This window comes from Streptacidiphilus fuscans (assembly GCF_015690355.1).
In the GTDB taxonomy this organism is placed as follows: domain Bacteria; phylum Actinomycetota; class Actinomycetes; order Streptomycetales; family Streptomycetaceae; genus Streptacidiphilus; species Streptacidiphilus fuscans.
Genome location: NZ_JADPRT010000021.1, coordinates 1 through 18,605 on the forward strand (window position 1 = coordinate 1; position 18,605 = coordinate 18,605).

The window sequence follows — 18,605 nt, forward strand, 5'->3', positions numbered from 1 at the left end:
GCCGATCGTCGACGCCGCGCTGGCCCTGCTGGAGGAGACGGCGGCGGACGGACTGAGCATCGGCGAGGTGCTCGGCGACGACATCCGCGGCTTCTGCACGGCACTGGCCGGCGGAAAGGAAGCCCGGGACGGGTCGAGGTCGAGCCCACTGCCATCAAAGCTCCAGCATCCGGTCGACCACACGCTTGGCGGCGTGGCCGTCTTCGAGGTCGCAGTACGTCTTGCGGAAGGCCTCGTAGGCGGGGGCGCTGTCGGCCACCACCGTGTCGAGGTTGCGCAGCGCGGAGACTACCTCGTCCGAGGTGCCCAGCAGCGGGCCGGGTGCCTGCTCGTCGAAGTCGAAGTAGAAGCCGCGCAGGGTGTCCCGGTAGTGCTCCAGGTCATAGGTGAAGAACAGGATCGGACGGCCGGTCACCGCGTAGTCGAACATGACCGAGGAGTAGTCCGTGATCAGCACGTCGGCGATCAGGTACAGCTCGGCGATGTCCGGGTAGCTGCCGACGTCCCACAGGAAGCCGTCGCCCGTGCCCTGGATCGCGTCCACCACGTGGGCGTGCGGGCGGACCAGCAGCACGTGGTCCTCGCCCAGCTCACGCCGCATCAGCTCCAGGTCGAGGTGCAGGTCGAGCTGGTGGCCTCCGGCGTGACGCATCTTGTCCTCGCGCCAGGTCGGCGCGTAGAGCACGACCTTCTTGCCCTCCGGCAGGCCCAGGTGCTCGCGCACCCGCTGGGCCAGCACCTCGCGGTCCTCGGCCAGCAGGATGTCGTTGCGCGGGTAGCCGGACTCCAGCATCTCGCCGGTGTAGCGGAAGGCCCGCTCCTGGATCGGGGTGCTGAACTTGTTCGGCGACAGCAGCAGACGCCACTGCTTGGCCTCGCGCTCCAGCGCCTCCAGGTAGTCGGTGTCGGCGAACCAGTCGTTGTCGAAGTCGAAGCCGATCCGCTTCAGCGCCGTGCCGTGCCAGGTCTGCACGATGGTCTGGCCCGGACGCCGGGTGATCCACCGCGGGAAGTGGGTGTTGCCGACGACGTAGCGGCTGCGCGCGTACGCCTCGTACCACTCCTCGCTGTCCAGGACCACGGCACGGGTGCCGGGCGGGGTCGCGGCGCGGTGGTCGCGGACCACCCAGAGGTGCTCCAGGTCGTCGCGACGGCGCAGCAGCTCCTGGTGGATGTACTTCGGGGAGTCGGAGTAGTCCTTGCCCTCGAAGACGTCGTAGAGGACCTGCGGCAGCACGGGCTTGTTCAGCGCCGCCGGGTAGACCTCGTCGCGCATCCGGCGGATGTGGTAGTTGCCGCGCTCCGCGAGCGGGACGGCCTCCTCCACGTCCAGCAGCGCCGCGTCGTACCAGCGACGGTGCAGGCTGACGGTCCGGCCGCGGGCCTCGACGGAGACCGGCAGGGAGGCGAAGGCGGACGCGGCCAGGCGGGCCTTGACCTCGACCACGCCGACCGAGCCGAGCGCGTCCTGGTCGGCCAGGTTGTCCGGCAGCACGCGGACGGAGAGGCCCCACTGACCGGAGAGCAGCGGCACGTCGCCGTTCCAGCCCGGGTTGGGCAGCGCGGGCAGCGTCGCGTAGACGCGGCCGTCGACCGCCTCGGCCGGGAAGACCTGCGGCTGGGCGTGGTAGTTGTGACGCAGCACCAGCTCCAGGGCGTGCCGGCCCGGAAGCGGGAACGTGCCCTCCAACGCGAAGGCCTGCTCGGCCGGGAGCGCGGTCACCTTCTCGAAGACCGGCTGCAGCGGCTGCTCGACGATCTGCAGGTATCCGCGCGGCGACCGCTTGAAGCAGAGCACCTGCGGGCCCTCGTCGGCCGTCGACGCGACCGGGTACTGCACCGCGGCCTTGGCCTCACGGTCGTCTATCACCAGCTGCAGGGTGCTGTCGTCCTCCAGCACCAGCTCGGTGCCCCAGCGGTCCTGGGCCTGCTGCGCCACGCTCGGGCGCAGCCGCAGCAGCTCCTTGCGGGCGGCGGCCATCACGGCGTGGTCGACGGAGGCGGTGAACGAGGTCCAGCCGCGGGCGGTCGCGCCGAGGGTGACCGGGCACTCCAGCTCGGCCGTCGCGCCGTCCTCCTGGTGGACCAGTCGCAGCGCGCGCACCTTGCCCGCCTTGGCGGCGGAGATCCGGCCGCTCAGCTCGAAGGCGTCGCCGACCGAGGACGCGGAGCCGACGAGGGCGTCGACGGTCTCGATCCGCAGGTAGAGGTGGTCGTCGCGCATCTCCGGGAGCACCCGGACGTTGTCGGTGACCCAGCGCGGCGCCGGGTTGGCGCCGGAGTCGTAGGGGCCCGCCTTGATCCGGCTGCGGCGCGGACGGCCGGGGCCGAAGACGCCGATGGTGACCCGCCAGATGCCGTCGACCCACTGGCCCTTGTGCTTGAGCCGGTCCGGGTCGAAGGAGAGCTCGAAGCCCGCGTGGTCGCAGTGGCGCAGCGGCTGGTCGTAGGCCTTGGCGGTGACGTCCAGGTCCTTGACCGTCTTCGCCGGGAGCGCCATGGTGCGTCGGCTGCCGTTCTCACGGAGCATCAGCATCTTGACCGAGTCGTACGCGTGCATGGCACCGACGTGCTTGGGGTAGGCGTAGCCCTTGATGAAGAGCCGCCCGTCCTCGGTCCAGTCCGCGCGCCGCAGCCCGGTGCGGACCACCAGCTCCGAGTCCAGGCGCAGCACCGAGTCCGGCACGTCGGCCAGGAAGGAGTAGTGGGCCTGGTGACGCACGTTGCCGCGCACCGGAATGGTCCACGGGTGCTTGCGGTCGAACTCCAGCAGCGCCAGCAGGTCGTCCATCCGGCGCTTGACGGTGAGGTAGTACTTGAGCCGCATCGGCTGCGGCAGCGCGTTCATCGCGTCCGGGCCGAGCTGTTCGATCATCTTGCCGACGTGGTCGAGGAACGCCGTGCGGTAGACGTCGTCGCCCTCGCTCAGGGCGCGGAAGAACAGCGGGATCTCCTCGACCAGCGCGTTCTGGTCGTAGTCCGCCAGGAACTGCTTGAAGCGCGGCCCGGTCTGCTTCTTCAGGAACTCGCGGACCATGCCGATGGAGCGGACCCGGTCGATCAGGCCCTTCGGGTCGGTCCGGTTCTGGGTGATCGAGCGGGCGCCGACCTCGCGCTCACGCCAGTGGTAGATCGGCTCGGCGAGGACGTCGACCTTCTCGGCGAGGTAGTGCAGCGGGATCGAGACGGGGGCGTCCTCGTAGAGGATGCCGGGGTACAGCATGTTGTGCTTGTCCCAGAAGGACCGGCGGTAGACCTTGTTCCACGCGGTGCGGTCGGTGGTCAGCGGCTGGAAATCGCTGATGTGCGTCGCCAGGCGGGTCTTCGCGAAGGGCTTGCGGTGGACCGGCGACTGCACCATGCCCACGGAGCGGAACCGCAGCACGTTGCCCGCGACGAAGTCGGAGCCGGTGCGGTCCAGCGTCTCCAGCATCAGCTCGTACGCGGTCGGCGGCAGCGTGTCGTCGCTGTCGACGAAGCACAGGAACTCGCTGTCCGGCGAGATGTGCTCCATTCCGGTGTTACGAGCCGGACCGAGGCCGCCGTTGGCCTTCTGGACCAGGCGGAAGCGGCTGTCCCTGGCTTCCCACTCGCGCGCGATCTCGGCGCTGTTGTCGGTGGACCCGTCGTCCACCATGACGACTTCGAGGTCGCTCATCGTCTGCGCGGCAAGAGATGCCAGGCACTCGTCCAGGTAGAGCTGGACGTTGTAGATCGGGACGACCACGGAGAGGCGGGGGGCCATGGGGGGTGCTCGAGCCTTTCTTTGCTGGCACGGCGCCCGCCTGGGGAGGTGAACGGGGCTTACCGCACGTAGGAACGAGCCCTAGCGTATCTGGAGCGGGACTCGAACAGGAGGCCGTGCCGTCGCGCGCCTTCCCACAGGGTAAGAACGGCGTGACAGCTTCGCGAACCCGCGGTGGAGCCCGTGTGGCGATGGCCGGGCAAATCGGCACACAAGCACGGAACGGCCGCCCAAGGAGGGGCCTGTATCGTACCGGCATGCCTCGGATCAGCGTCATCGTGCCCGCCTACCAGGTCCAGGCGTACCTGGGTGAGTGCCTGGAGTCGGTGCTCGGCCAGTCGTTCACGGACTTCGAGGTGATCGCGGTCGACGACTGCTCGCCCGACGGCAGTGGCGAGATTCTCGACGGATTCGCACGGGCTGACGACCGGGTACGCGTGGTTCACCTGGACGAGAACGTCGGCCTCGGGCGGGCACGGAACGCGGGTATGGAGCTGGCCACCGGCGAGTACCTCTTCTTCCTGGACAGCGACGACACGCTGACCCCGGGCGCGCTCCAGGCGATCGCCGACCGGCTGGACGCCACCGGCGACCCGGACGTGCTGATCTTCGACTACGCCCGCACCTTCTGGGACGGCCGGGTCGTGCGCAGCCGTGACGCTCATCTCTTCGCGTCGACCGCTCCGGACGGCACAGGCCGCCCGGACGTCTTCACGATCGCCGAGCGCGAGGAGGTCCTCGGGCTGCTGATGGTGGTCTGGAACAAGGTGTACCGGCGCGACTTCGTCGCCAAGCACGGGTTCACCTTCCCGCCCGGCTACTACGAGGACACCCCCTGGACCTACCCGACCCTGCTGGCGGCCCAGTCCGTGGCCATGCTGGACAAGGTCGTGGTCCACTACCGGCAGCGCCGCCAGGGCGGCAACATCCTGGCCACGGTCAGCCGCAAGCACTTCGACATCTTCGACCAGTACGACCGGGTCTTCGCGTTCGTCGACGACCACCCCGGCCTGGAGCGGTGGCGTCCGCTGCTGCACCGGCGGATGGCCGAGCACCTGCGCACCATCGGCAACCACCCCGACCGGGTGCCCCCGGCCGCGCGCAAGGAGTTCTTCGAGCGCGCCGCCGAGGCGGAGCGCCGCCACCGCCCGGCGGGCAGCGCCGCGATCGAACTGCACGGCAGCTGGAAGGCGGGTCCGCTGGGCCAGGTCGCCCGCAAGGCGAAGCAGGCCGTCAAGGCCGCCCAGCCGGAGCTGCGCCGCGCCGTCGCCGGTCCGGTGCTCGGTGGCTACCAGCGGATCCAGCGGCAACTGCCGATCGAGGACGAGCTGGCGGTCTTCGCCAGCTACTGGGGCCGCGTCCCGGCCTGCAACCCGGCCGCCATCCACGCCAAGCTCCGCGAGCTCGCCCCCGGGCTGCGCACCGTCTGGGTGGTCGAGGCCAAGCGGAAGTCCGACATGCCCAAGGGCATCAGCGTGGTCTCGCCTGGCTCGCGCACCTACCGCGAGGCGATCTCCCGCGCCCGGTACTTCGTCAACAACGTCAACTTCCCCGACGGGGCGCCCAAGCGCCCCGGCACCGTGCAGCTGCAGACGCACCACGGCACGCCGGTCAAGCGGATGGGCCTGGACCTGCAGGACTACCCGGCCGCCGGGCACGCGATCGACTTCGAAAAGCTGCTCCAGCGGGTCGACCGCTGGGACTACAGCCTGAGCTCCAACCGCTTCTCCACGCTGATCTGGGAGCGGGTCTACCCCTCCTCCTTCCGCAGCCTGGAGTACGGCTACCCGCGCAACGACGTCTACTACTCGGCCGGAGCCGAGGAGGTCCGCGCGGCCCGCGCCGAGCTGGGCATCCCCGAGGGCGCGACCGCGCTCCTCTACGCCCCCACGCTGCGCGACTACCGCGCCTCCTACCGGCCGCAGCTCGATCTGGCCCGGCTGGCCTCCCGCCTCGGCGACGGCTACGTGCTGCTCAACCGGGCGCACTACCTCTACGACGAGCAGCCGTCCACCGGCGTCGGCGGCGGCGCCCGGGTGATCGACGTCTCCGCGCACCCCTCCGTCGAGCGACTGGCCCTGGCGGCGGACGCGCTGGTCACGGACTACTCGTCGGTCATGTTCGACTACGCCAACCTGGACCGGCCGATCGTCGTCCTCGCCGACGACTGGGAGGTCTACCAGCAGACCCGCGGCGTCTACCTCGACCTGCTCTCCGGCAGGCCGGGCGAGACCCCGGGCGCGTTGGCCACCAGCGAGGACGAGCTCGTCGACGTCTTCCGCTCCGGCGCCTGGAACGGACCGGAGGCCGCCGCGCTGCGCGCCGCCTTCCGCGAGCGGTTCTGCGAGTTCGACGACGGCAACGCCGCCGAGCGCGTGGTCCGCACCGTCTTCCTGGGCGAGCCCACCCCGCTCCCTGTCGTCCCGCTCGCCGACCGCACCCCGGCCCCCACGCCGGAGCAGGCGGGCGCGTAACCCCGCGCGCCCGCTCACCCGTTCGGGTGGGGTTCACGGGTGAGGCCACTGCCGCGCGTGCGTGCTGTCAGTGGGCGGGCTTAGCGTCGCTGGCATGGAAGCCACACTCACGGGGTGGGGCCGCACCGCGCCCACGACCGCCCGGCTCCGCGCGCCGGGCACCGCCGCCGACGTGGCCGACGCCCTGCGCGACGCCGGCGGACGCGGCGTGCTGGCCCGCGGCCTGGGCCGCAGCTACGGAGACGCGGCGCAGAACGCCGGAGGCACGGTCCTCGACATGACCGCGCTCTCGGCGATCCGCGCGCTGGACCTGGAGCGCGGGCAGGTCACCTGCGAGGCGGGCGTCAGCCTGGACCGGCTGATGCGGCTGCTGCTGCCCTTCGGCTGGTTCGTCCCGGTGACCCCCGGCACCCGGTACGTCACCGTCGGCGGGGCGATCGGCGCGGACATCCACGGCAAGAACCACCACGTGAGCGGCAGCCTCAGCCGTCACGTCACGCGGTTCTCGCTGCTCACCGCCGACGGCGCGGTGCGCGAGGTCGCCCCCGGCGACGAGCTCTTCGACGCCACCGCCGGGGGCATGGGCCTGACCGGCGTGATCCTGGACGCGACCGTCCAGCTCCTGCCCGTCGGCACCTCGCTGATGTCGGTGGACACCGAACGCGCCGCCGACCTCGACGACCTGATGGACCGGCTGACCTCGACCGACCACCGCTACCGCTACTCGGTCGCCTGGATCGACCTGGTCGCCCGCGGCGCGGCCACCGGCCGGGCCGTGCTCACGCGTGGCGACCACGCGACCCCCGATCAGCTGAGCCCGCGTCAGCTGGCCGACCCGCTCGCCTTCCGCCCGCGCAGCCTCCCCGCCGCACCGCGCGGCATCCCCGGCGGGCTGCTGCGGACCGGAACCGTCGGCGTCTTCAACGAGCTCTGGTTCCGCAAGGCCCCGCGCGAGCGGCGCGGCCAGCTCCAGGGCATCGGCGCGTTCTTCCACCCGCTGGACGGCGTCCCCGACTGGAACCGCGTCTACGGCCCGGCCGGGTTCCTGCAGTACCAGTTCGTCGTCCCGTACGGGCAGGAGGAGACGCTGCGCGGCATCGTCGGGCAGCTCAGCCGACACGGCTGCCCGTCGTTCCTCGCCGTGCTCAAACGGTTCGGCGAGGGCGGGTCCGGCTGGCTCTCCTTCCCGATGCCCGGCTGGACGCTCGCCCTCGACCTGCCCGCCACCGTCCCCGGCCTCGGCCCGCTGCTGGACCGGCTGGACGAGCAGGTGCTTGCCGTGGGCGGCCGGGTCTACCTGGCCAAGGACTCCCGAATGCGCCCCGGCACACTGCACGGCATGTACCCGCGGCTCGGCGCCTTCCGCGCGCTGCGGCAACGGATCGACCCGCGCGGCGTGTTCACCTCCGACCTCGCCCGCAGGCTCCAGCTCTAGCCGCCATCAGTTCCAGCCGCCCAGCTCCAGTCCTCCAGGAGAAGAGACGATGATGAACGCCCTCGGCGACCCGCAGTCCCTGCTGCTGCTCGGTGGCTCCTCCGAGATCGGTCTGGCCACGGCGCGCCGCATGGTGCGGTCCCGCGTCCGCACGGTCCACCTGGCCGGACGCCCCTCGCCCGCGCTCGACGCCGCGGCCGCCGAACTGCGCGCCCTCGGCGCCGAGGTGGCCGTCCACCACTTCGACGCCGCCGCACCCGAGACCCACGAGACGGTCCTCGGCAAGATTTTCGCCGAGGGCGACATCGACGTCGTGCTGCTCGCCTTCGGCGTCCTCGGTGACCAGCAGCGGGACGAGCAGGAGCCGATGGCCGCCGTCTCCCTCGCCCAGGTCAACTACGTCGGCGCGGTCAGCTCCGGGCTGGTCTGCGCCCAGGCGCTGCGGCGGCAGGGCCACGGCGCGCTGGTCGTGCTCTCCTCGGTGGCGGGGGAGCGGGCCCGCCGCTCCAACTTCCTCTACGGCTCCACCAAGGCGGGCCTGGACGCCTTCGCCCAGGGCCTCGGCGACTCCCTCCAGGGCAGCGGCGCGCGGGTGATGGTGGTCCGCCCCGGCTTCGTCCGCACCCGGATGACCGAGGGCCTGAAGGAGGCCCCGCTCGCCACCACGGCCGACGCCGTCGCCGAGGCGATCGACGCGGGCCTGCGTCGCGGCGCCGAGACGGTGTGGGTGCCGGGCGCGCTCCGCTACGTCATGTCCGGCCTGCGCCACCTGCCGAGACCGCTCTTCCGCAGGCTTCCGCTCTGAGCCTGCTGCCCTGACCGTGTGTCGCCTCGGCCGGGCGGGTGAGGCCCACGCTAGGTTCGACCGGTGGATTTCCTGACCCGCCTGCCCGTCCTCGGCCCGCTCGTGGCCCGGGTGCTGCGAACGCGCGCCTACCGCGTCTACGAGCACTTCAACGACGTCGGTTCGAACCGGATGGCGGGCGCGGTCACCTTCTTCGCCTTCCTGGCCCTCTTCCCGCTGCTGACGGTGGCTCTGGCGATCGCCGCGACCGTGCTGACCAACGGCAGGGTCAACCAGCTCCAGCAGAAGATCGGCGAGCAGATCCCCGGCCTCTCCAAGCAGATCAACCTGCACGACATCGCCGCCAACGCGACGACGGTGGGCGTGATCAGCGGCGCGATCCTGCTCGTCTCCGGCCTGGGCTGGGTCGACACCACCCGCGCCTGCATCCGCCAGTCCTGGTGGCTCCCACCGGAGCCGGGCAACGCCGTGGTCCGCAAGCTGTGGGACGTCGTGGTCCTGGTCGGCCTCGGCCTCGTCGGCGCGGTCTCGCTGGGCGCGTCCTCGTCGGCCGTGGCCCTGACCGGACAGGTCGCCAAGGGCCTCGGCATCGCCGAGTCCTCCGCCGGCCGGGTCGGCCTCTCGGTCGCCGCGTTCCTGATCGCGGTCGCGGCGGACGTCCTGGTCTTCGCCTACCTCCTGGTCGGCCTCCCCCGCCTTCCCGCTCCGCCGCGGGGGACGCTCCTCCAGGCCGCGCTGCTGGGCGCGGTGGGCTTCGAGATCCTCAAGCAGGCCATGGCGGCGTACCTGAGCGGGGTCGCCACGAAGAACGTGTACGGCGCGTTCGGAACGCCGATCGCCCTCCTGCTCTGGATCAACTTCGTCTGCCGCTTGCTCTTCTACTGCGTCGCCTGGACGGCGATTGCCGATCCGATCGCAGCGCGAGCGCGTGCGCGCGCCCGGGCGGAAGAGATCCTGGCTGACGCCGAGGCAGAAGAGTGACTTGTGCTGCCGCAGGTGGTTGCACCTTCAGGGGCGCGGGGAACTGCGCGACAAGCCACCCTGTGAGGTATAGCCCCGAACGTTCAGGGCCATCCGCATGTCAGTGGTTCTCGCGCAGTTCCCCGCGCCCCTGGGTGTTGCAACTCACCGCAGATTCATAGGTTTCCGCGCCTGCGGGCGCGCCTGCGGCGGGCGAAGAGGAGGGTGCCGCCGACCGCGACGGCGACCGCCGCCGCGGTCGCCTCCGCGTACGACGCGCTCGTGTCCGCTGTGCCCGCGGCGTTCGCGGACGCCGCCCAGGCCGGGGCCGGTGACGACTTCGTGGAGGGCTTGGCCGCCGTGTCGGAGGACGCGGGCCGTGCCGCGTCCAGCGTGCCGATGGGGTGCGCGCCGTGCGCCTCCGCGTTGAAGCCCCAGTCGAGGAGCTCGCGGGCCTCCTTGTAGACCTCGTTGCGCTCCGGGTTCTGCGGGTTCATCACGGTGACCAGCATCGTGTGCCCGTCGTGCCGCGCGGCCTCGATCACCGTGTTGCCCGCGTTGGTCGTGTAGCCGTTCTTGACCCCGATCAGGCCGGGATACGTCGGGCCGGCACCGTCGAAACCCGTCAGCAGCCGGTTGGTGTTGTCGATCTCGAAGGGCTTGCCCTTCGTGCTCGGGCCGCCGGGGAACTCGGAGCTCGCCGTGGAGCAGTCCTTGGCGAAGACCGGGTTCTTCAGCCCGTGCAGCGCGAACAGCGTCAGGTCGTAGGCCGAGGACACCTGTCCGGGCATGTCGTAGCCGTCGGGGCTGACGACGTGGGTGTCGTGCGCGCCCAGCGACGCCGCCTCGGCCTGCATCTGCTGGACCGTCGTGGCGACGCCGCCGTTCATCGCGGCGAGCACGTGGACCGCGTCGTTGCCGGAGCGGAGGAAGACGCCGAGCCAGAGGTCGGAGACCCGGTAGGTCTGACCCGGCATCACCCCGACCTCGCTGCTGCCCTCGCCCATGCCGTCGAAGTCGGACTCGACGACCCTGTGCACCTCGTCCTGCGGGATCTTCGGCAGCACGGTGTCCGCGAAGAGGGTCTTCAGCGTGCTGGCCGGCGGCAGCGGCCAGTGCGGGTTCTGGGCGCCGAGGACGTCGTCCGAGTCACCGTCGGAGACCATCCAGGACAGCGCCGACAGGCCCGACGGCAGGGCGGGCGCACCCGGGCCCGTCTGCGGGCCGGGACGGCTGAGCTGTTCGCCGCCGACCGCGGACATCTGCGCGGGCGGTCTGCGCACGGGGGACTGGGCGAGGCCGGGCGCGCGCCCGGCAGCCGTCATCGTCATCGTCACGGCGGCCATGACCGTCAATGCGGCAATGCCGGTGAGGGGCTTCCTCAGCGCGTGATCACGTAGCTGCACGGCCCGACCGTACCCAATCCGTCGCAACGTTTGTCATTAAAGCTCACAGGACCCCTCGTCCGGACGCGTCCGCCGCTCCGGGGATACTGAATTCATGAGACTCAGTCGACGTGCTTCCTGGTTCCTGGCCGCTTTCGGGGTGTGGTCGATCTGGATCTGGGTCACCTTCTTCAAGAACCTGTGGGCGGACGGCGAAGGCCTCGCCTTCGTCCACGGCGACCACTCGCGGCCGACCGCCTACTTCTGGATCCACGCGGCGCTGGCGCTCAGCTCACTGATCCTGGGCGTCGTGGTCGGCAGCATCGGCGTGCGCAGCCTCCGCAGCATGCGCCGCGCCGCGAGCCAGACCTCGGAGCAGCAGGCCACGGAGGAGCAGCCGGAGCGGGCCACCGAGCCCGTCGCCTGACACGGCGTCTGACACGGCGTCACCAAGGTCCAACGAGTCCGGACCGCTGAAGAAACGCAGAAGAAGCCCGGCCCCCGAAGGGGCCGGGCTTCTTCACGCTCTACGCCGTGAAGGCGAAAGCTCAGTAGCGACGCGTGATCAGCGCGCGCTTCACTTCCTGGATCGCCTTGGTGACCTCGATGCCACGCGGGCAGGCGTCGGTGCAGTTGAAGGTGGTGCGGCAGCGCCACACGCCCTCACGGTCGTTCAGGATCTCCAGCCGCTGCTCCGCGCCCTCGTCACGCGAGTCGAAGATGAAGCGGTGGGCGTTCACGATCGCGGCCGGACCGAAGTACTGGCCGTCGTTCCAGAACACCGGGCAGGAGGAGGTGCAGGCGGCGCAGAGGATGCACTTGGTGGTGTCCTCGAAGCGCTGGACGTCCTCCTCCGACTGGATCCGCTCACGCGTCGGCGCGTTGCCCTTGGTGATCAGGAAGGGCATCACGTCGCGGTACGCCTGGAAGAACGGGTCCATGTCCACGACCAGGTCCTTGAGGACCGTCATGCCCTTGATGGGCTCGATCGTGATCGGCTTGGCCACGCCGCTCTTGTCGAGCGCAGTGACGTCCTTGATGAGGGTCTTGCAGGCAAGACGGTTCTTGCCGTTGATCCGCATCGCGTCGGAGCCGCAGACGCCGTGGGCGCAGGAGCGACGGTAGGTGAGCGTGCCGTCCTGCTCCCACTTGACCTTGTTGATCGCGTCGAGGACGCGCTCCTTCGGGTCCACCGTGAGCTGGTAGTCGACCCACACCGCGTCCGGGTGCTCCTCCGGGTTGAACCGGCGGATCCGGAGCGTGATGGTGATCAGCTCGACCTTGCCCGACTCGGCCGCGTCGAGCGCGGCGGAGTGCGGGTTCGCGTCAGTGATGGTGGGGGTGCTCATCAGTACTTACGCTCCATCGGCTGGTAGCGGGTGACCACGACCGGCTTGTAGTCCAGGCGGACGCTGGTCTCACCCTTCTCGTCGACCTCGCGGTACGCCATGGTGTGCTGCATGAACTTGACGTCGTCGCGCTTGGGGAAGTCCTCGCGGTAGTGACCGCCGCGGGACTCCTGGCGGGCCAGCGCGGAGACCGCGGTGACCTCGGCCAGGTCGAGCAGGTTGCCCAGCTCGACGGCCTCCAGCAGGTCGGTGTTGTACCGCTGGCCCTTGTCCATCACCGAGATGTTCTTGTAACGCTCCTTCAGCTCGGCGATGTCGGCCACCGCCTGCTTCAGGGTCGCCTCGGTGCGGTACACGGACACGTTGGTGTCCATGGACTGCTGCAGCGCCTCGCGGATGTCGCCGACGCGCTCGCTGCCGGTCGCCGTGCGGATGCCCTCGAGCATCTCGACGACCTTGGCGGCCGGGTTCTCCGGCAGCTCGACGAACTCGGCGGTCTGGGAGTACTCCGCGGCGGCGATGCCCGCGCGGCGGCCGAAGACGTTGATGTCGAGCAGCGAGTTGGTGCCCAGGCGGTTGGCGCCGTGGACAGACACGCAGGCGACCTCACCGGCGGCGTACAGACCCGGGACGACGGTCTCGTTGTCCAGCAGGACCTCGGACTCGTTGTTGGTCGGGATGCCGCCCATGGCGTAGTGCGCGGTCGGCTGGATCGGGATCGGGTCCGTGTAGGGCTCGATGCCGAGGTAGGTGCGCGCGAACTCGGTGATGTCCGGCAGCTTGGCGTCCAGCTGCTCCGGCGGCAGGTGGGTCAGGTCCAGGTAGACGTGGTCGCCGTTGAGGCCACAGCCACGACCGGCCCGGATCTCCGAGTAGATGGCGCGGGAGACGACGTCACGGGACGCGAGGTCCTTCATGACCGGTGCGTAGCGCTCCATGAAGCGCTCGCCGTCCTTGTTGCGCAGGATGCCGCCCTCGCCGCGGGCGCCCTCGGTGAGCAGGATGCCCATGCGCCAGATGCCCGTCGGGTGGAACTGGAAGAACTCCATGTCCTCCAGCGGCAGGCCGCGGCGGAACGCGGCGGCCTGGCCGTCACCGGTCAGGGTGTGCGCGTTCGAGGTGACCTTGAAGAACTTGCCGTTGCCGCCCGAGGCGAAGATGACCGACTTCGCCTGGAAGACGTGCACCTCGCCGGTGGCCAGCTCGTAGGCGACCACACCGGCGGTGCGCTTGACGCCGTCCACCTCGGTGAGCAGCAGGTCCAGGACGTAGAACTCGTTGAAGAACTCCACGCCCTCCTTGACGCAGTTCTGGTACAGCGTCTGGAGGATCATGTGGCCGGTGCGGTCCGCGGCGTAGCAGGAGCGGCGCACCGCGGCCTCGCCGTGGTTGCGGGTGTGGCCGCCGAAGCGGCGCTGGTCGATCTTGCCCTCGGGGGTCCGGTTGAAGGGCAGGCCCATCTTCTCCAGGTCGAGGACGGCGTCGATCGCCTCCTTGGCCAGGATCTCGGCGGCGTCCTGGTCGACCAGGTAGTCACCGCCCTTGACGGTGTCGAAGGTGTGCCACTCCCAGTTGTCGTCCTCGACGTTGGCGAGGGCGGCGGCCATGCCGCCCTGGGCCGCGCCGGTGTGGGAGCGGGTCGGGTAGAGCTTGGTGAGCACCGCGGTGCGGCTGCGCTTGGTCGACTCGACCGCGGCGCGCATCCCGGCGCCGCCGGCGCCGACGATGACGGTGTCGTACTGGTGAATCTGCATGTCAGTTAGCTGCCTCGTCCGTCCGCGTCAGCTGATGTTCGGGTCGAAGGTGAAGATCACCAGGGTGCCCAGCAGCACGGTGAACACCGTGGCGGCCACCAGCAGGACCTTCAGCCAGAAGCGGGTGGTGTCGCGCTCGGCGTAGTCGTTGATGACTGTACGCATGCCGTTGGCGCCGTGGAGCATGGCGAGCCAAAGCATGAGCAGGTCCCAGCCCTGCCAGAACGGCGAGGCCCAGCGACCGGCGACGAAGGCGAAGCTGATCTTCGAGACACCGCCGTCCAGCACCAGCTGGATGATCAGGTGGCCGAGGATCAGGAAGACCAGCACGACGCCGGAGAGGCGCATGAACAGCCACGCCAGCATCTCGAAGTTGGTCCGGCTGCGGCGACCCGCGGTGGTCTTGGTGCGCTTACGCGGCGGCTCGATGAGGAAAGCGGTCGGGTCGACCGGAGCGCCGGTGTCGGTCAGCTCGACGCTGCCGATGGAGTCGGTTGCCATCTCTGCCTCACCCGAACCAGTTCTTCAGGGTCTCCTGCAGGATCGGGTAGAACGCACCCGCCATCAGCAGGACCCAGACGGTCACGACGGTCCACAGCATCTGTCGCTGGTACTTCGGCCCCTTGGCCCAGAAGTCCACCGCGATGACCCGGAGACCGTTCAGCGCGTGGAAGAGGATGGCGGCCGTCAGGCCGTACTCCATCAGGTTGACGAGCGGCGTCTTGTACGTCGCGATCACGCTGTTGTAGGCCTGCGGCGAAACACGGACCAGGGCGGTGTCGAGGACGTGGGCGAACAGGAAGAAGAAGATGAGGACGCCGGTGACTCGATGAGCCACCCACGACCACATTCCTTCCCGGCCGCGGTACAGCGTTCCAGCCGGCACGGAAGAACCCTCCGGGAGCGGGGCGGGGGTCGCCCGGCATCTCGGCATCAACGTCGGTGTCGGTCGGCCCGGCCGGATACGGTCCACCGGCCGCGGCCATCGTAGCCAGAGCGGAGCACCGGGGGCCTGTTGGGGGTCCTGTGCCGGACGCGGTTCCACCCCGTTGATCGTTTGGATGATCGACCAACGGGGCGGCTCGGAGGCCTTACGTCCGGGTTTCCGAGGGTTTTCGGGGGCTTGGGAGGCCGGTCGACCGGCCGTCAGTTCGAGACCGGACGGGCGGGTGTGGTTGATCTCACCCTGGTCGTCTCACGTTGTCGCCGAGGCGTGAGACGCGACGAGGTGGGTGAGCCGACTCTGCGAGATCCGGCGCAGTTCCTCGGCGGTGGTGGAGCGCTCCTCGTCCGGGTCGTTGGAGAGCCGTGCGCGGATGCTGGCGAGGACGGTGTCGAGCATCTCGTCCGGCGGGCAGTCGTCCAGGCACACCACGAAGACGTGCCCGAACCGCGCCTCGTACGCGGCGTGCGCGGCACGCAGCGCGGTCCGGGCGGCGTTGCTCCCGGGCGCGCGCATGCCCAGCAGGGGCTGCGGCATGCAGCTCTCGTCGGCGAGCGCCTCCGTCAGGTCCCGGTGCGACATGTCGTAGGACGCCTCGCTGGCCGCGGCGAGCAGCGAGCCCACGTCCGGGTACGGACGGTGCGCGGCGATCCTTATCGCCCAACGCCGGCTGCCGCAGCAGGCCAGCAGGGCTTCTTCGGCTGCGCCGGGGCTCGCCACGTTGAGACGTCGCAGTCCTGCGGCGTGCGCGTCGGGCGAGTCCGGCGTGGCCGGCGGTGGGATCGGCGACCTGGCCAGCGGGTCCTCCTCGGAGGGTGCGGGTTGGCGGAGCGGTGGTCGATGCCCAGAGGCTAGGGCCTGCCACCGACGACATCGGCACTCGATAAGACGTCGGGGCCGCTGGCGCACGGGCGTCCGACACCAGGATTCACTCGCACGGGGTATTAAGTCGAGACCTCTACGGCCGAATTATGAGACGGCGTCAGCCGGATGAACGATCTGTCGGCCACCTGTGCGGCGCACGGGGTGGTTGCACCACCCAGGGGCGCGGGGAGGTTGTGCAGGCGAGGGACCCCGCGCCCCCGGAGGGCTACAGCCGGTGCACCTTGTGCTGGGCCGCCTGGGCGCGGGGGCGGACGACGAGGAGGTCGATGTTGACGTGGGAGGGACGGGTCACCGACCAGACGATGGTGTCCGCGACGTCCTCCGCGCTGAGCGGGTCCGGGACGCCCGCGTACACCGCCGCCGCCTTCGACGCGTCGCCGCGGAAGCGGGTGAGGGCGAACTCGTCGGTCTGGACCATGCCCGGAGCGATCTCGATCACGCGGATCGGCTCGCCGAGCGCCTCCAGCCGGAGCGTCGCGGCGATGGCGTGCGCGCCCGCCTTCGCCGCGACGTAACCCGCGCCGCCCTCGTACGGGGCGAACGCGGCGGTGGAGGAGAGGACGAGGACCGTGCCGTCGCCGGACGCGCGCAGCGCGGGCAGCAGGGCCTGGGTCACCTGGAGGACGCCGAGGACGTTGACCTCGTACATGGTCCGCCAGTCCGCCGGGTCCGCGTCGGCGACCTGCTCCGCGCCGATCGCTCCGCCCGCGTTGTTGACCAGGACGTCGACCCGGTCCAGCGACGCCGCGAACGCGGCCACCGCCGCGCGGTCGGTCACGTCGAGCACGTGCACGCTCGCCGCCTCGCCGATCTCCTTGGCCAGTGCCTCCAGCCGGTCCGCGCGTCGGGCGACCAGAGCCACCTGGTAGCCCGCGGCGGCCAGACCACGGGCCGTCGCGGCGCCGATCCCACTGCTCGCGCCCGTCACCACGGCGACCTTCTGCACTGTCATCTCTGCTGTTCCTCCAAGCGAGTTCCGGGTCGCTGTGAGCAAGCTCCCAGCGGATGCGCCTATTCCCTGCACGGGCGCATCATTACCGTACGTAGCGAAGCGGGACGCTCACCGCTGTCAGCGTCCAGGCCCAGGTCCACTGTCATCCATCATCGCGGAGGACTCCCCATGGCCCGCCTGTCCGAGTCCGGACTGCCCATCGAACCCGTCTACGGACCGGCTGCGCTCACGGGCTGGGACCCTGCCGCCGAGCTCGGCGAGCCCGGACAGTACCCGTTCACCCGTGGGGTCTATCCGACCATGTACACGGGCAAGCCGTGGACCATGCGGCAGTACGCCGGGTTCGGCACCGCCGCCGAGTCCAACGCCCGCTACAAGCAGCTGATCGCCAACGGCACCATGGGCCTCTCCGTCGCCTTCGACCTGCCGACGCAGATGGGCTACGACTCGGACGCCACCGTCGCCCACGGCGAGGTCGGCAAGGTCGGCGTGGCCGTCGACAGCGTCGAGGACATGGGTGTCCTCTTCGACGGCATCCCGCTGGGTGAGGTCTCCACCTCGATGACCATCAACGCGCCCGCCTCGCTGCTGCTGCTCCTGTACCAACTGGTCGGCGAGTCCCAGGGCGTCCCGTCTTCGATGCTCACCGGGACCGTTCAGAACGACGTGCTCAAGGAGTACATCGCGCGCGGGACGTACATCTTCCCGCCGAAGCCGTCGCTGCGACTGATCGCGGACGTCTTCCAGTACTGCCGCGCGGAGATCCCGCGCTGGAACACCATCTCCATCTCCGGCTACCACATGGCCGAGGCCGGGGCGACGCCCGCGCAGGAGATCGCCTTCACGCTGGCCAACGGGATCGAGTACGTCCGCACCGCGATCGCGGCCGGTATGGACGTGGACGACTTCGCGCCCAGGCTCTCCTTCTTCTTCGTCTCCCGCACCACCCTGCTGGAGGAGGTGGCCAAGTTCCGCGCCGCCCGCCGGATCTGGGCACGCGTCATGAAGGAGGAGTTCCATGCGAAGAACCCCAAGTCGATGATGCTGCGCTTCCACACCCAGACCGCGGGCGTGCAGTTGACGGCCCAACAGCCCGAGGTCAACCTGGTCCGGGTCTCGATCCAGGCGCTGGCGGCGGTGCTGGGCGGCACGCAGTCGCTGCACACCAACAGCTTCGACGAGGCCATCGCGCTGCCGACGGAGAAGTCCGCGCGGCTGGCGTTGCGGACGCAGCAGGTGCTGGCGTACGAGACGGACGTGACGGCGACCGTCGACCCGTTCGCGGGGTCGTATGTGGTGGAGTCGCTGACCGACGAGGTCGAGGCGGCGGCGCTGGAGCTGATGACCAAGGTCGAGGAGATGGGCGGCGCGGTCGCCGGTATCGAGCGCGGCTACCAGAAGGCCGAGATCGAGCGCAGCGCCTACCAGGTCGCCCTGGAGACGGACGCGGGCGAGCGGACCGTGGTCGGCGTCAACCGCTTCCCACTGGACGAGGAGGAGCCGTACGAGCCGCTCCGCGTCGACCCCGCGATCGAGGCGCGCCAGGCGGAGCGCCTCGCGAAGCTCCGCGCGGACCGCGACAGCGCGGCCGTCGACCACGCGCTCTCCGCGCTGCGTCGCGCGGCGGAGTCGGAAGGGGAGAACGTGCTGTACCCGATGAAGGCGGCGCTGGCCGCGCGGGCCACTGTCGGCGAGACGTGCAACGCGCTCCGCGACGTCTGGGGGACGTACGTTCCGGTCGACAGCTTCTGACCCTCGTGCCTCTCCGTCGGCTCGCTCGTTGATCTCTTCAACGACGCAGTGGGAGGCGCGCGTGAACGAGGATTCCTACCCGGTTCGGGAAGAACCATGCGCCGAGCGGGCGACAACTTTCTCGTCCGGCGGTATGAATTTCGGTGATCTCCTGCCACAACTGCCC

General features: G+C 70.2%; 14 protein-coding genes and 1 pseudogene. 7 read left to right on the top strand and 8 right to left on the bottom strand.

Annotation, left to right across the window (positions count from 1 at the left end):
- Nucleotides 1–127: pseudogene (locus I2501_RS40860) on the top strand (DUF1048 domain-containing protein); the annotation flags it as partial.
- 27 nt (nt 128–154) lie between these two features.
- On the opposite strand, the gene I2501_RS40410 reads toward I2501_RS40860, so the two are convergent.
- On the bottom strand, nt 155–3,745 hold the full coding sequence (locus I2501_RS40410; protein ID WP_196198199.1) for a bifunctional glycosyltransferase/CDP-glycerol:glycerophosphate glycerophosphotransferase: 3,591 nt from the start codon (nt 3,743–3,745) through the stop codon (nt 155–157).
- 257 nt (nt 3,746–4,002) lie between these two features.
- Between I2501_RS40410 and I2501_RS34875 the strand changes: the two genes are divergently transcribed.
- The 4 genes from I2501_RS34875 to I2501_RS34890 all read left to right on the top strand — a co-directional run bounded on the left by I2501_RS34875 (nt 4,003) and on the right by I2501_RS34890 (nt 9,440).
- Nucleotides 4,003–6,219: a bifunctional glycosyltransferase/CDP-glycerol:glycerophosphate glycerophosphotransferase gene (locus tag I2501_RS34875; protein ID WP_196198200.1), complete on the top strand. Its 2,217-nt coding sequence runs from the start codon at nt 4,003–4,005 to the stop codon at nt 6,217–6,219.
- A gap of 94 nt (nt 6,220–6,313) precedes the next feature.
- On the top strand, nt 6,314–7,654 hold the full coding sequence (locus I2501_RS34880) for an FAD-binding oxidoreductase (protein WP_196198201.1): 1,341 nt from the start codon (nt 6,314–6,316) through the stop codon (nt 7,652–7,654).
- Between the two features lie 49 nt (nt 7,655–7,703).
- Complete coding sequence (locus tag I2501_RS34885; RefSeq protein WP_196198202.1) at nt 7,704–8,459, top strand: decaprenylphospho-beta-D-erythro-pentofuranosid-2-ulose 2-reductase; 756 nt, start codon at nt 7,704–7,706, stop codon at nt 8,457–8,459.
- A gap of 63 nt (nt 8,460–8,522) precedes the next feature.
- Complete coding sequence (locus I2501_RS34890; RefSeq protein WP_196198203.1) at nt 8,523–9,440, top strand: YhjD/YihY/BrkB family envelope integrity protein; 918 nt, start codon at nt 8,523–8,525, stop codon at nt 9,438–9,440.
- Between the two features lie 155 nt (nt 9,441–9,595).
- On the opposite strand, the gene I2501_RS34895 is transcribed toward I2501_RS34890, so the two are convergent.
- Nucleotides 9,596–10,825, bottom strand: coding sequence for a D-alanyl-D-alanine carboxypeptidase family protein (locus I2501_RS34895; RefSeq protein ID WP_328806838.1), 1,230 nt, complete (start codon nt 10,823–10,825; stop codon nt 9,596–9,598).
- Between the two features lie 94 nt (nt 10,826–10,919).
- On the opposite strand from I2501_RS34895, the gene I2501_RS34900 reads away from it, so the two are divergent.
- Nucleotides 10,920–11,231 carry an SCO4848 family membrane protein gene (locus I2501_RS34900; protein ID WP_196198204.1) on the top strand — a complete coding sequence of 104 codons (312 nt, stop codon included), beginning with the start codon at nt 10,920–10,922 and terminating at the stop codon, nt 11,229–11,231.
- A gap of 121 nt (nt 11,232–11,352) precedes the next feature.
- Here I2501_RS34900 and I2501_RS34905 read toward each other — a convergent pair whose 3' ends face one another.
- The 6 genes from I2501_RS34905 to I2501_RS34930 form a co-directional block, all read right to left on the bottom strand.
- A complete protein-coding gene (locus tag I2501_RS34905; RefSeq protein ID WP_196198205.1) occupies nt 11,353–12,153 on the bottom strand; it encodes a succinate dehydrogenase iron-sulfur subunit in 801 nt (266 codons plus the stop codon).
- Nucleotides 12,153–13,907, bottom strand: a complete 1,755-nt coding sequence (gene sdhA / locus I2501_RS34910; protein ID WP_196198206.1) for a succinate dehydrogenase flavoprotein subunit — start codon at nt 13,905–13,907, stop codon at nt 12,153–12,155. The genes I2501_RS34905 and sdhA overlap by 1 nt, the downstream gene beginning before the upstream one ends.
- 27 nt (nt 13,908–13,934) lie before the next feature.
- Nucleotides 13,935–14,408 (bottom strand): succinate dehydrogenase hydrophobic membrane anchor subunit, encoded by a 474-nt coding sequence (locus I2501_RS34915; RefSeq protein ID WP_196198207.1) that lies wholly within the window; start codon nt 14,406–14,408, stop codon nt 13,935–13,937.
- 7 nt (nt 14,409–14,415) lie between these two features.
- Complete coding sequence (gene sdhC / locus I2501_RS34920; RefSeq protein ID WP_196198208.1) at nt 14,416–14,793, bottom strand: succinate dehydrogenase, cytochrome b556 subunit; 378 nt, start codon at nt 14,791–14,793, stop codon at nt 14,416–14,418.
- Between the two features lie 309 nt (nt 14,794–15,102).
- On the bottom strand, nt 15,103–15,648 hold the full coding sequence (locus I2501_RS34925) for a 2-oxo-4-hydroxy-4-carboxy-5-ureidoimidazoline decarboxylase (protein WP_196198309.1): 546 nt from the start codon (nt 15,646–15,648) through the stop codon (nt 15,103–15,105).
- 292 nt (nt 15,649–15,940) lie between these two features.
- Nucleotides 15,941–16,687 (bottom strand): SDR family NAD(P)-dependent oxidoreductase, encoded by a 747-nt coding sequence (locus I2501_RS34930; protein WP_196198209.1) that lies wholly within the window; start codon nt 16,685–16,687, stop codon nt 15,941–15,943.
- A 168-nt stretch (nt 16,688–16,855) separates the two neighbouring features.
- Here I2501_RS34930 and I2501_RS34935 point away from each other — a divergent pair, with 168 nt between their 5' ends.
- Nucleotides 16,856–18,439, top strand: a complete 1,584-nt coding sequence (locus tag I2501_RS34935) for an acyl-CoA mutase large subunit family protein (protein ID WP_196198210.1) — start codon at nt 16,856–16,858, stop codon at nt 18,437–18,439.
- Nucleotides 18,440–18,605 lie beyond the last annotated feature (166 nt).